The organism is Psychrobium sp. nBUS_13 (genome assembly GCF_051201665.1).
GTDB lineage: Bacteria > Pseudomonadota > Gammaproteobacteria > Enterobacterales > Psychrobiaceae > Psychrobium.
Map to the genome: position 1 here is coordinate 1,500,938 of NZ_CP179210.1, position 13,157 is coordinate 1,514,094.

Genomic DNA, 13,157 nt, shown 5'->3' on the forward strand with positions numbered 1-13,157 from the left:
ATTTAATTGGAGATAAAACACTATAACAGTCTGAATTTGATAAATATGGGTCGTTGGTACAGTATCTTACGAAGCGATTGTATTAATTGACAATAATAAAATTGAGCATAAAAAAAGCAGTGGTTTTCACCACTGCTTTTTCATTGAAGCGCTAAACTAACTAAGCTTTAGCTAACGTTGCACCACTTGATGCGCGGCTTGTAGCGCCGAGCGTGCTGATGTTGCGATCGCTTTTTGCGAACTCTGCACGTTGCTCGTTTGGCATGATTGTTACTTCAATACCAGATGATACAACTTCAGCAGCTGGTGGCTTAGTTGTTGGCGCGCTTGCGAAACCTTTAACGATTGATAGCGTTGGTTTGCAATCAGCTTTAGGCGCCGCTTCAACCACTGGGGCTTCTTCAGTGACAACTTCAACAGGTACTTCAACTGGTGTTTCGTCTGATGACTCAACTACAGATGCTTCTTCAACCACTTCAGTGATGTCTTCTGATATTGTTTCTACAGACGTTTCAGCCGTTTCTTCAACTATCGCTTCAGCTTGAACTTCAGGCGCAGTTTCAGCAGCAGGTGTTTCTTCTACTGTTGCTTCAATCGTGTCAACAGCTACTGGCGCTTCTTCAGCCTTTGTTTCTGCTTCTACTTCAACAGCAACAGATGCTTGAGTAATTTCTTCTACTGTTGGCGTTTCTTGCTCAGATGTTTCAACAACAGGTGCTTTCTCAACACTTGCTTCAACAACGATAGCTGGTTGCTCTGATTGTACCTTCTCTTGTTCTAACTCTTGAGCTAGCTCTTCGTTAGTTTTGATTGGGTAGCGAGCTTCAACGGCATCGTCTGACGTACGTTCTTGACGGTTGCGACGTTGACCAGAAGAACGAAGGTGACGTGGTGAACGACGGTTACGACGACGTTCGCCTGTCTCTTCTTCTTGAGCCTTAGTTTCTTGTGCTGGTGCAACAGCTTGTGTTTCTTCAACGACTGGCGCTTGTTGTGACTCTTCCTTCACTGGCTTTTCAGCTTTTGGAGCACGAGTTTTAGGTGCTTGTGTTTGAGGAGCCGTTTCGTTTGTTACTGTTTCTTCTTGCTGCTCTACAGCGGCACCAGTACGAACTTTCTTGCGCATGTTGTTACGACGTTGACGACGTTGAGCAACTTTTTCTTCAGCAGCTGGTGCATCAGTATTGGTGTTGTTCTCTTGCGTCTTAGCGTTGTTATTACGTGGTTTACGCTGTTTGTTACGACGGTTGTCGTTACGCTCTTTCTTGTCGCCATTTTCGCTACGGTTATCATCGCGTTTATTGCGGTTGTCATTCTCTTCATTACTGTGCTTGTTTTGATTCGAATTACGACTGCGGTTACGGTTGCGATTACGGTTGCGATTGCGTGGACGCTGTGGTTTTTCTTCAACTTTCTGAACTTCTTCTTCAGCGATGAATAACCCTTTAATCGTCTTAAGAATGCGCGAGAATAAAGACGGTTTTTCTTCTTCTTTTTTAACGCTTGGCTTAGGACTCGGCTTTTGCGGTGCTGGCGTTTCTTTTACTTCAGGTGCTTTGGGCTCTGGAGCAGTTACGTTCGCAGGCGCTGAAATGCCTTTAAGTACAGGTTCATTCTTGCTAATGCTTGATTTTAATAAACGAGACTCGTATTGCTCTTCGTTATCGCCACCTTTTACAAGATCGTAAGTTGCAGCGGTTACGGTGTCGTCATTGCGATGACGAATCACTTCGTAATGCGGCGTTTCAAGGTTAACGTTTGGTACGATAACCACATCAACATTGTGACGAGTTTCGATGACACGAATTGCTTTACGTTTTTCATTAAGCAGGTAAGCAGCAACGTTTACAGGTACTTGCGCTTCAATTTGTGATGTTGAGTCTTTAAGGGCTTCTTCTTCCATTAAACGCAAGATTGAAAGTGCTAGTGACTCGGTGCCACGAATAGTGCCTTGGCCTGTACAACGAGGACAAACGTGTGCACTTGATTCGCCTAAACTTGGGCGAATACGTTGGCGAGACATTTCCATTAAACCAAAGCGAGAAATACGGCCCACTTGGATTTTGGCGCGGTCAACTTTTAGTGCATCACGTAATTTGTTTTCAACATCACGTTGATGTTTAGTTGAATTCATATCGATGTAATCGATAACGACTAAACCACCTAAGTCACGTAAACGTAATTGACGAGCAATTTCTACAGACGCTTCTAAGTTAGTGTTAAAGGCTGTTTCTTCGATATCGCCGCCTTTGGTAGCACGTGCTGAGTTAATATCGATTGACGTTAATGCTTCTGTTGGGTCAATGACGATTGAACCGCCAGATGGTAAACGCACTTCACGTTGGAATGCAGATTCAATCTGCGTTTCAATTTGGTAGTGAGTAAATAGCGGTACTTCACCCGTGTAATGCTTGATACGGTTTAAGTAATCAGGACGTACAACGCTGATATGTTCACGTGCACTTTCGTAGACGCGAGGGTGGTCGATTAAGATTTCACCGATATCACGACGCAAGTAATCACGCATTGCGCGAACAATAACGTTACTTTCTTGGTGAATTAAAAACGGAGCAGGACGAGATTCAGCAGCGCCTTTGATAGAACGCCAGTGATTTTCTAGGATATCTAGATCGTATTGTAATTCTTCTGATGCTTTACCAACACCCGCAGTACGTACGATAACACCCATGCCTTTTGGCATAGTTAACGCAGATAATGCTGTTTTAAGTTGTGTACGTTCTTCGCCTTCAATGCGACGAGAAATACCGCCTGCACGTGGGTTGTTTGGCATTAATACCAAGTAACCGCCAGCTAAACTGATGAAAGTAGTTAGTGCAGCACCTTTGTTGCCACGCTCTTCTTTATCAATTTGTACAATAACTTCTTGGCCTTCTTTGATAACGTCTTTAATGCTTGGACGCCCTTTAAAAGAATAACCTTCAGGGAAGTAATCGCGAGATATTTCTTTCAGTGGTAGGAAACCATGACGATCAACACCATAATCTACAAACGCTGCTTCTAGACTAGGTTCTACGCGAGTAATTTTACCCTTGTAAATGTTGGCTTTGGTTTGTTCGTGACCTGGACTTTCGATATCTAGATCATACAGATTTTGTCCGTCGACTAAGGCGACGCGCAACTCTTCTGACTGAGTTGCATTAATTAACATTCTTCTCATTTGGAAGCTCATCCATTGTGAGTTACCAAACAATCAAGTTGTGGCTGTCCGGAGCCTTTATGTACAATCTCGCGATTGGGCTAAGGCGCATTCTAAACGTAAGACTAATTTTTACGTGCTTGATTTAGCTAATAAAATAACTGTGGTTACCGTTTTTAGTAACATTGTCTACAGTCTATTATCTTCAAAATCTAGTAGTTACTAGATGAGCTAAATAATTCCTGCTTGCCATTAGTGCAGGCAAGCGGCTAAGCGTCGTTTTTTATTTATCCATTGTAAACGGCAATTGGCCATTTACGATGTTGAGCATTTGGCTCAAATTCTGTCTATTTGATAATGGACACGTCATCTCGACGATTCATTATTTGCCGGTAAAAACCTACGGGCTGACTATTTTAGCAACGGTTTTACTATTAAAGGCGAGTCATCATTTGTCATTGATGTCATCGCAAAAACTATTTTGTGTATTCTTGTAGGTATTCACGCCACAGTGCTTTCAAGATTGTGATTTGTGCAAACAATATTTTAGCTTGTTGTTTCTTAACGCTATTATTAGCGTATATGTTCAGCGTTCGTATGCATTAATTAAGAAAAATATCAAAATAAACCTACAAGAACACCCGATTATCACACTTATTGAGTTCAATCGCTACCAATACTTTCGAATAAAGTAGCAGGTTCAATGGCGATGGATTTTAAGGCCATCACGAATTCGGTGATAAACGCCGTTAAAAGTCTATTTTGTTGCGGTGTCTATTCATTGATTGATGTACAATGCGCGCCATGAATGAAAAACCACAACAAGTCGCGGCAAAAGTGCAGTTTGTCACTATTGATGACAATCATGCTGGCCAGCGCATCGACAACTTCTTGGTTACCTTTTTAAAAGGTGTCCCTAAAAGCCGCGTTTATCGCATTTTGCGTAAAGGCGAAGTGCGTGTAAATAAGAAACGTATTAAACCTGTTTATCGTCTAAATGACGGTGATATTGTGCGTATCCCTCCTATTCGTATGGATGAAGAGAAAGAGCTACCCAATGCGAAACTTGATAAAGTAGCCTCGCTTGAAAATCATATTATCTTTGAAGACAAATACCTTATCGTTATGAACAAGCCATCTGGCATCGCTGTTCATGGTGGTAGTGGCTTAAAATTTGGTTTGATTGAAGGCTTACGAGCATTGCGTCCGGATGCAAAATCATTAGAGCTTGTTCATCGTCTTGATCGCGATACCTCAGGTTGTATTTTAATTGCTAAGCGTCGTAGTACATTGCGTGCTTTACATGAGCAATTGCGTGAGAAGACCGTCGAGAAAAACTACCTTGCCTTAGTCAAAGGGCAGTGGAGTAAAGAAGATAAAGCGGTTAATGCGCCGTTGCTTAAAAATACCGTTGCCTCAGGCGAGCGTATTGTTCGTGTTAATCCTGAAGGCAAAGACAGTTACACCAAGTTCAAGATTGTTCAACGTTTTGAAGATTGCACATTAGTTCAAGCAAGCCCGGTGACTGGTCGTACGCATCAAATTCGCGTTCATACGCTACATGCGGGTCACCCAATTGCAGGTGATGACAAGTACGGTGATAAGGCGTTTGATAAATCGATGAAGGCGCATGGCTTAAATCGTTTATTCTTGCATTCGGCAAGTGTACGTTTTTTCCATCCTAATGAAGAAAAAACGATGTTTTTTGAAGCACCATTTGATGATGCCCTTAAGAATACTGTCACTGCGTTAAGAAAGACATAATTGATGACAATGGATAAAGAATTGAAGCTGGTTATTTTTGACTGGGACGGCACCGTGATGGATTCAGTAATGAAAATTGTTGATTCTATGCAACGTGCTGCCGAGCGAGAAGGGCTTAATGTGCCATCTGAACAAGCGGTTAAAGATATCATTGGTTTGAGTTTGGCACCGGCGTTAAAACAACTTTTTGGCGAATTGACTCAACAGCAAGTTGATGACATGGCGCAATTTTATAAAGAAGCCTATTTAGCGCTCGATAAAAATCCAAGCTCATTGTTTAACGGCATCGTTGATGTGTTTGAATCGTTAAGAGATCGCCATATCAAGATTGCCGTGGCGACAGGTAAATCTCGTGTTGGATTAGATCGTTTAATTGAGCAAACAGGATTAGGGCATTTCTTTTGTGACAGCATGACCGCAGATGAAGCGGAATCTAAGCCACATCCACAAATGATTGATGAAATTGTTAACCGACAAGGTGTTGATAAGTCTCAAATCGTAATGGTTGGTGACTCATTACTGGATTTAACCATGGCTAACAATGCAGGTGTTCGGTCTGTTGGTGTGAGTTACGGTGCGCATGATAAAGCGCGCCTTTTGACCGCTAAGCCTTTGGCTGTTGTTGACGAAGCAAATGAGTTACTGAGCTATATATAGAGCTAGCCAATTAATCATTACAATAAAAAGGCGACAGTGATGTCGCCTTTTTTATATAACACCTTATACCAAGTTGACAAAGTTATTGCCCACTTTTGCTGGTTAAAATAAAATGAATGTAGCGTTGCTTTCAATCCCAATAGCCAGCTATTTCTCAATCAAGCGCCTTGCCTTCATTTGTTTTTCCTTCGCAAAACAAGATCACTTACGTAATGCAATTAATGGTATTACATAACACTACCGTTCAATTTTGTATGTATATAGTGTTACGGCTTTACGGGCAGGATGTGGACTGCAATCTATTGATTGAGTTGTTCTAGCGCATTAATGCCTTCGTTATTGAGCATATCTAACAAGGTAATCAATGGCAGACCAATGAGGGTATTTGGATCCTTGCCTTCAAGACGTTCAAACAGTGCAATGCCTAATCCTTCACTTTTGAAACTACCTGCACAATTGTAAGGTTCTTCAGTATTTAGATAACCAGTAATCATGGCATCAGACAGTTTTCTAAAATGCACATGAAAAGGCTCCACCACCACTTGGTGCTGTTTAGTGCCACTATTATATAAGCACAGGCCAGTATAAAAGGTGATAACTTGACCGCTAGCTCGGCGCAGTTGAGTAAATGCATTGTCGAAATTATGCGGTTTGCCTACTATTTCATCATTTATAACAGCGACTTGATCACCACCGACGATCAAATGATCATTAAATTGATCCTCACAAGCTTTGGCCTTGGCAAGTGCCAAACGCTTTACTAGCGCGGGTGCTGTCTCATTTGGCAATGGTGATTCATCGACATTCGGTTTAGCACAGTCAAAAGATAGCATTAATTTTTGGAGTATTTGCTGACGAAATGGTGAAGTTGATGCTAGAATTAGCGGTCGGTTCAAGGTCTTGTTCATAAGAGTATAGTCGTTGATTTTATAACCGTTTTTAATGGTTTTAGGTTTAATATGCGTTAAGTCTATCATGCCATGAAAAAAAACCAGTAGTTTTTGGGATTTTCCTTTGACTAGTGGCTGTTGGATCTATAAGATGCGCGACCATGCAACTAGTAAAGATACCTATGACGCTCGATCCAATCAGATCGGCTAAGATGAAATCAACCTATTCCGGTGGAATAGAGAGTTCAGATTTACCAAGATTGTTGGATGCGTCCGCCGGATTCTGTAGCGATATACAGGTACAGTTTTCTTGTGATACTGACGAACTGGGCACTGTGATTATTAATGGTCATGCGCAAGGCGAAGTTTCCTTGAATTGTCAGCGTTGTATGAATGAATTTAAACAGAAAATCTCTGTTGAATTCTGTTATTCACCTTTGACTGCAAAGTCAACTGAGGATGACATACCCGACGCCTATGAAGCTGTCGACATGGATGAAAATGGATATATTGCAATCGTTGAACTCATCGAAGATGAATTTATCGTTTCAATTCCATTCTTTCCAATGCATGATGTTGAAGACTGTTCGAAAGAACAAGATTTTACATTAGGCAATATTGACGAAAGTGAAGCAGAACGTCCCAACCCGTTCGCGGTGTTACAAAATTTAAAGAAATAAGGTTTTTTTAGGAGACCAACATGGCTGTTCAAAAAAGTAAGAAATCACGTTCAAGACGTGGCATGCGTCGTTCACATGATGCATTAACTGGCGTTCAATTAAGTGTTGATGAGACAACTGGTGAAACTCACCGTCGTCATCACATCACTGCTGACGGTTACTACCGTGGCAAAAAAGTAATCGAGCTATAATAGGCGATTATTTTGAGTAATCTAACCCTCGCGTTAGATGCCATGGGGGGCGATTTCGGTCCCCAAGTGACAGTGCCTGCATCTCTGCAGGCACTGGAACGTTTTCCTTTCCTATCTATTTCAATTTTCGGCGACGAAAATGCTATCAAGCAGTATATTCCTGCGCAATTTCCTCATTTAAATCGTTTACACATCGAACATTGCTCGCAAATTGTGACCATGAATGACCGTCCATTGACTGCTATTCGAAATCGTCGTGAATCGTCGATGCGTAAAGCTATTGATATGGTTCAACAGGGTAAAGCGGGGGCTTGTGTGAGCGCTGGTAACACCGGTGTATTGATGGCAATGGCGAAATTGGTGCTTAAGACATTACCGGGCATTGATAGACCCGCCCTTATTTCAACCTTACCAACATTACAAAACAAACCTGTTTATATGTTGGACTTAGGCGCGAACGTTAGTTGTGATTCAGATACCTTGTTGCAATTTGCAGTGATGGGTTCTGTGGTTGCACAGAAAGTAAATGATATTCACAAGCCGCGTATCTCGTTACTCAATGTTGGCGAAGAAGCCATTAAAGGCAATGATGTTGTTAAACAAACCGCTGAGTTGTTGAAAGAAACCTGTCAATTAAACTATGTGGGTTATATTGAAGGGCATCAGATCTTTGAAGGGAATACCGACGTTATTGTGTGCGATGGTTTCGTTGGAAATATCAGTTTAAAAACAACAGAAGGTGTTGCTAACTTATTGTTTGAACATCTCAAGCAAGCCGCTAAGTCTAGCCTATTAATGCGCTTTTTGTCGTTTATCTCTACACCGTTTCTTAAAAATGTACTTTGTAAGGTGAAACCCGACCAGTACAACGGTGCAAGTCTGCTAGGATTGCGCGGTATAGTAATCAAGAGTCACGGCAACGCTGATCAACAAGCCTTTTTAAATGCGATTAAACAAGCAATTACCGAAGTTGAACAGCAAGTTCCTGACAGAATTCAAGACAGCTTAGAATCTATATTATTAGAAAAAATCTGCTAGCTTCCAACTGTCTTCAAAAGAGCTTTCATCATGTATTCAAAAATTTTAGGTACCGGTAGCTATCTGCCGACACAAGTACGTAGTAATACCGATCTTGAAAAAATGGTCGATACAACTGACGAATGGATCACTGCGCGAACGGGTATTAGCGAGCGCCGTATTTCTGATACGACTGAATCAGTGGTCACTATGGCTCACGAAGCCTCGAAAAAAGCCCTCGAAATGGCTGGCATTACAGCAAATGATATCGATATGATCGTGTTTGGCACGACTAGCGGTGAAAATGCGTTTCCTGCTGCCGCGTGTCAGTTACAAGAATTTCTAGGTATTGAAGCACCCATCCCTGCATTTGATGTTGCTGCGGCATGTTCTGGCTTTATTTTCTCAATGAGTGTGGCGGACCAATATATTAAATCGGGTAATGCTAAGAACATTCTTGTGATTGGCGCTGATGTGTTATCACGTTTATGTCATCCAGAAGATCGCTCAACTATTATTTTGTTTGGTGATGGTGCAGGTGCGGCTGTATTAACGGCAAGCGAAGAGCCAGGTATTTTATCAACGCATATTCGAAGCGCTGGTAAACACGGTGATTTATTAAAATCACGCGCGGTTCCTCGCCATAAAAATCCTGAAGATCCTATCGAAGGTTTCATTGAAATGAAAGGTAATGAAGTCTTTAAGTTCGCGGTAACTCAACTTAGTAATGTCGTGAGCGAAACGCTAGCTGCTAACAATCTTGAGAAATCAGATATTGATTGGTTAGTGCCGCATCAAGCAAACTACCGCATTATAAGTGCCACTGCTAAAAAACTGTCAATGCCAATGGAGCAAGTTGTTTTAACACTCGCTAAACACGGCAATACCTCTGCCGCATCAGTGCCAATTGCACTCGATGAAGCGGTACGTGACGGTCGAATCCAACGTGGACAAATGTTACTACTTGAAGCATTCGGTGCTGGTTTCTCTTGGGGTTCAGCGCTCGTACGCTTCTAACAGTTACCGTCAATCTATTTAATAATAAACGCGCTGAGGCGCGTTTATTGATTTTTCATAAAAATTTAATAAAGGATAATTATCATGTCAAAAACGGCGATAGTATTCCCCGGTCAAGGTTCACAAACCTTGGGCATGCTAAGCGATATCGCTAGCGAACACGCAATTGTTCAAGAAACATTTGCGCAAGCATCTAACGTATTAGGTTACGATTTATGGGCATTGGTTCAAGATGGTCCTAGTGAAGATTTAAATCGTACAGACCGCACGCAGCCAGCATTATTAGCAGCAAGTGTTGCAATTTGGCGAGTATGGAATGAACAAAATGGCAAACAACCTGAGTTTTTAGCTGGTCACAGCCTTGGTGAATATTCTGCATTGGTCTGTGCAGGCGCGATTGCATTTGAAGATGCAATTAAGTTAGTTGAATTACGTGGTCAATACATGCTTGAAGCGGTGCCTGAGGGTACTGGTTCAATGGCTGCGATTATCGGATTAGACGACGATGCCATTGCTAAAGCCTGTGAAGATGCGGCGCAAGATCAAGTGGTATCGCCTGTGAACTTTAATTCACCAGGACAAGTTGTTATTGCTGGTCATAAAGAAGCGGTTGAACGAGCTTCTGTATTATGTAAAGAAGCGGGTGCAAAACGTGCACTACCGTTAGCAGTTTCAGTGCCATCACATTGTTCATTAATGTCACCAGCGGCAGAGAAGCTGGCCGCTCAATTAGAGACTATTGACGTTAAATCGCCAACGCTTAAAGTGATCAACAATGTTGATGTTGCCATTGAAAGCGACCCAGTAGCGATAAAAGAAGCATTAAAACGTCAACTGTTTAGCCCTGTTCGCTGGTCTGAAACAGTACAGTTTTTTGCAGCAAATGATGTGTCATTACAAATTGAAGTGGGACCGGGCAAAGTATTATCTGGTCTTGCAAAACGTATTGATAAAAGTGTTAGTGGCGTTGCAACAACAGATGTTGCGAGCTTAACTAGTGCTTTAGAAAAATAATTAACGGAGTTAACAATGAGCTTTAATTTTTCAGAAAAAGTTGTTTTAGTAACTGGCGCAAGTCGTGGTATTGGTAAAGAAATCGCTAAAGTATTCGCTGCTGGCGGCGCAACAGTTATTGGCACTGCAACCAGTGAAAATGGCGCAAGCAAAATTAGCGAGTACTTAGGTGAACACGGTAAAGGTTTAGTATTAAACGTTACTGATAGCGATTCTATTGCAGCCTTATTTGACTCGATTAAGTCTGATTTTGGTGGCGTTGATATTCTAGTTAATAACGCTGGTATTACGCGCGACAATCTAATGATGCGCATGAAAGATGAAGAGTGGGATGACATCATCACTACTAACCTAAATTCAGTGTTTAAGATTTCTAAAGCTGTTTTACGTCACATGATGAAAAAACGTGAAGGCCGTATCATTAATATCGGCTCTGTCGTTGGCTCTTCAGGTAATCCTGGTCAAGCAAACTACTGTGCATCTAAAGCTGGTTTACTTGGTTTTACAAAATCTTTAGCACAAGAAGTTGCATCTCGTGGCATTACAGTAAATACTGTTGCTCCTGGTTTCATCCAAACGGATATGACTGAGGAATTAAACGATGAGCAAAAAGACACTATCTTGTCTAAAGTACCTGCAAATCGTTTAGGGAAACCACAAGAAATTGCCGGTGCAGTTGCTTTCTTAGCATCTGACATGGCTGCTTACATCAACGGTGAAACGCTGCATGTAAACGGTGGTATGTACATGGGCTAAATTGATTTAGCGCATTAGAATAATAAATTTTAAGTATTTGTTTACAAATTGGGGTAAATTTCGGAGATAATGCCGTTAAATTCTGGTTTGACCAGCATTTCAGATATTGATTTGTTTGGTTATTCCTCTAAACTAGCCCCATATTTTATGACTCTGTAAAAACAGGAAAAATTGCCATGAGCATTGAAGAACGCGTAAAGAAAATTGTTGTTGAACAACTAGGTGTTAAAGAAGAAGAAGTAGTTAGCGGCGCATCATTTGTTGATGACCTAGGTGCTGATTCACTAGACACAGTTGAGCTAGTAATGGCTCTAGAAGAAGAATTCGACACTGAGATTCCAGACGAAGAAGCTGAAAAAATCACTACAGTTCAAGCTGCTATTGATTACGTAAACAGCGCTCAAGATTAATTTAACCTTTGCATTGAAAGGCGGCTTTTGCCGCCTTTGTTGTATCTAGCGCTAAATGAAATAAACACGATCGGTGTTATACCAATTGCATTAAATATTTGCCCACTTGTACTTGTTAAAATTAACTAAAATGGCGTTGCTCTCAATCCTAATAGCCAGCTATTAGTCAATCGAGCGCCTTGTTTTAGCTGATTTTCTCTACGCACAACAAGATCACTTACTTAATGCAATTGGTGTTATTTGCTACAAATTAATACATTTAAAGATAGTTTGAAGCAAATAGCAGCAAGAATTCAATAAATTTGGAAGGGTTGAAATGACAAAACGTCGTATTGTAGTAACAGGTATGGGCATGGTTTCTCCTGTTGGTAATACTGTTGCAGAAAGCTGGGACAGTGTATTACAAGGCAAAAGCGGTATCGATATTATTAAAGCATTCGATACAAGTATCTACAGCACACACTTTGCGGGTGAAGTAAAAGACCTAGATATGGAACCTTACTTACCTAAAAAAGAAGCGCGTCGAATGGATAAATTCATCCAATTTGGCATGGTTGCTGGTGTACAAGCTATCGAAGATAGTGGCATTGAAGTTACTAGTGATAATGCACCGCGCATTGGTGTTGCGATTGGTTCTGGTATGGGCGGTTTAGGATTAATCGAATCGACTCATGCTCAAATGGCTAAAACAGGTGTGCGTAAGATTTCTCCGTTTTTCGTGCCGGGTACGATCATCAACATGATTGCGGGTAACTTATCAATTCGCTATGGCTTCCAAGGTCCAAACATTGCAATTACAACAGCCTGTACTACTGGTGTACATAATGTTGGCCATGCGGCTCGTATGATTGCATACGGTGATGCTGATGTAATGGTTGCTGGCGGTGCAGAAGCAGCGACAACAGAACTTGGCCTAGGCGGTTTTGGCGCAGCTAAAGCATTATCAACGAACAATGATAACCCACAACAAGCTTCTCGCCCTTGGGATAAAGATCGCGATGGCTTTGTGATGGGGGAAGGCGCTGGCATGATGGTATTAGAAGAATACGAACATGCTAAAGCACGTGGTGCAAAAATTTATGCTGAGTTAACTGGTTTTGGTATGAGCGGTGACGCACATCACATGACATCACCACCAAGTGATGGCGCTGGCGCAGCTGCTGCAATGGTTAATGCATTAAGCGATGCTGGTGTTGCACCAGAAGAGATTGGTTACATTAATGCTCACGGCACGTCGACGCATGCAGGTGACAAAGCTGAAACTGCGGCTGTTAAATCAGTATTTGGTGATCACGCATACAAGCTAGCGGTTAGCTCAACTAAATCAATGACTGGTCACTTATTGGGGGCAGCGGGGTCGGTTGAAGCGATTTTCTCTGCGCTGGCAGTAAGCGATCAAATTATGCCACCAACCATCAATTTGGATAATCCTGATGAAGGTTGTGATTTAGATTACGTCACTGAAGGTGCACGTAAAAAAGAACTAAATCATGTGCTTTGTAACTCATTTGGTTTTGGCGGCACAAACGGTTCATTGTTATTCAGTAAAGTTAAATAAGCGTTATTAAATTTACTGGTAACCCGCTCGTTAAACAGCGGGTTTT

At 41.6% G+C, this 13,157-nt stretch carries 12 protein-coding genes; 10 read left to right on the top strand and 2 right to left on the bottom strand.

What is annotated here, in order from left to right:
• Positions 1-160 precede the first annotated feature (160 nt).
• A complete protein-coding gene (rne, locus tag ACMAZF_RS06840; RefSeq protein WP_435276661.1) occupies positions 161-3,178 on the bottom strand; it encodes a ribonuclease E in 3,018 nt (1,005 codons plus the stop codon).
• Between the two features lie 783 nt (positions 3,179-3,961).
• Between rne and rluC the strand changes: the two genes are divergently transcribed.
• Entirely contained in the window at positions 3,962-4,921 is a 960-nt protein-coding gene (rluC, locus tag ACMAZF_RS06845; protein ID WP_435277197.1) for a 23S rRNA pseudouridine(955/2504/2580) synthase RluC, read from the top strand.
• Between the two features lie 9 nt (positions 4,922-4,930).
• Positions 4,931-5,578, top strand: a complete 648-nt coding sequence (locus ACMAZF_RS06850; protein WP_435276662.1) for an HAD-IA family hydrolase — start codon at positions 4,931-4,933, stop codon at positions 5,576-5,578.
• A 299-nt stretch (positions 5,579-5,877) separates the two neighbouring features.
• On the opposite strand, the gene ACMAZF_RS06855 is transcribed toward ACMAZF_RS06850, so the two are convergent.
• Positions 5,878-6,486 carry a Maf family protein gene (locus ACMAZF_RS06855; protein WP_435277198.1) on the bottom strand — a complete coding sequence of 203 codons (609 nt, stop codon included), beginning with the start codon at positions 6,484-6,486 and terminating at the stop codon, positions 5,878-5,880.
• A gap of 143 nt (positions 6,487-6,629) precedes the next feature.
• On the opposite strand from ACMAZF_RS06855, the gene yceD reads away from it, so the two are divergent.
• From yceD to fabF, 8 genes are all read left to right on the top strand, one after another.
• Complete coding sequence (gene yceD / locus ACMAZF_RS06860) at positions 6,630-7,148, top strand: 23S rRNA accumulation protein YceD (protein ID WP_435276663.1); 519 nt, start codon at positions 6,630-6,632, stop codon at positions 7,146-7,148.
• A gap of 20 nt (positions 7,149-7,168) precedes the next feature.
• Positions 7,169-7,339, top strand: coding sequence for a 50S ribosomal protein L32 (rpmF, locus tag ACMAZF_RS06865; RefSeq protein ID WP_239439635.1), 171 nt, complete (start codon positions 7,169-7,171; stop codon positions 7,337-7,339).
• A gap of 12 nt (positions 7,340-7,351) precedes the next feature.
• On the top strand, positions 7,352-8,377 hold the full coding sequence (plsX, locus tag ACMAZF_RS06870; RefSeq protein WP_435276664.1) for a phosphate acyltransferase PlsX: 1,026 nt from the start codon (positions 7,352-7,354) through the stop codon (positions 8,375-8,377).
• A 30-nt stretch (positions 8,378-8,407) separates the two neighbouring features.
• Positions 8,408-9,373: a beta-ketoacyl-ACP synthase III gene (locus ACMAZF_RS06875; RefSeq protein WP_435276665.1), complete on the top strand. Its 966-nt coding sequence runs from the start codon at positions 8,408-8,410 to the stop codon at positions 9,371-9,373.
• 84 nt (positions 9,374-9,457) lie between these two features.
• Positions 9,458-10,387, top strand: a complete 930-nt coding sequence (gene fabD / locus ACMAZF_RS06880) for an ACP S-malonyltransferase (RefSeq protein ID WP_435276666.1) — start codon at positions 9,458-9,460, stop codon at positions 10,385-10,387.
• Positions 10,388-10,402: 15 nt separating this feature from the next.
• Entirely contained in the window at positions 10,403-11,143 is a 741-nt protein-coding gene (fabG, locus tag ACMAZF_RS06885; RefSeq protein ID WP_435276667.1) for a 3-oxoacyl-ACP reductase FabG, read from the top strand.
• A 176-nt stretch (positions 11,144-11,319) separates the two neighbouring features.
• Positions 11,320-11,553 carry an acyl carrier protein gene (acpP, locus tag ACMAZF_RS06890; protein WP_435276668.1) on the top strand — a complete coding sequence of 78 codons (234 nt, stop codon included), beginning with the start codon at positions 11,320-11,322 and terminating at the stop codon, positions 11,551-11,553.
• Between the two features lie 316 nt (positions 11,554-11,869).
• The gene (gene fabF / locus ACMAZF_RS06895; protein ID WP_435276669.1) at positions 11,870-13,111 is read left to right on the top strand and encodes a beta-ketoacyl-ACP synthase II; all 1,242 of its coding nucleotides are present in this window, start codon (positions 11,870-11,872) and stop codon (positions 13,109-13,111) included.
• Positions 13,112-13,157 lie beyond the last annotated feature (46 nt).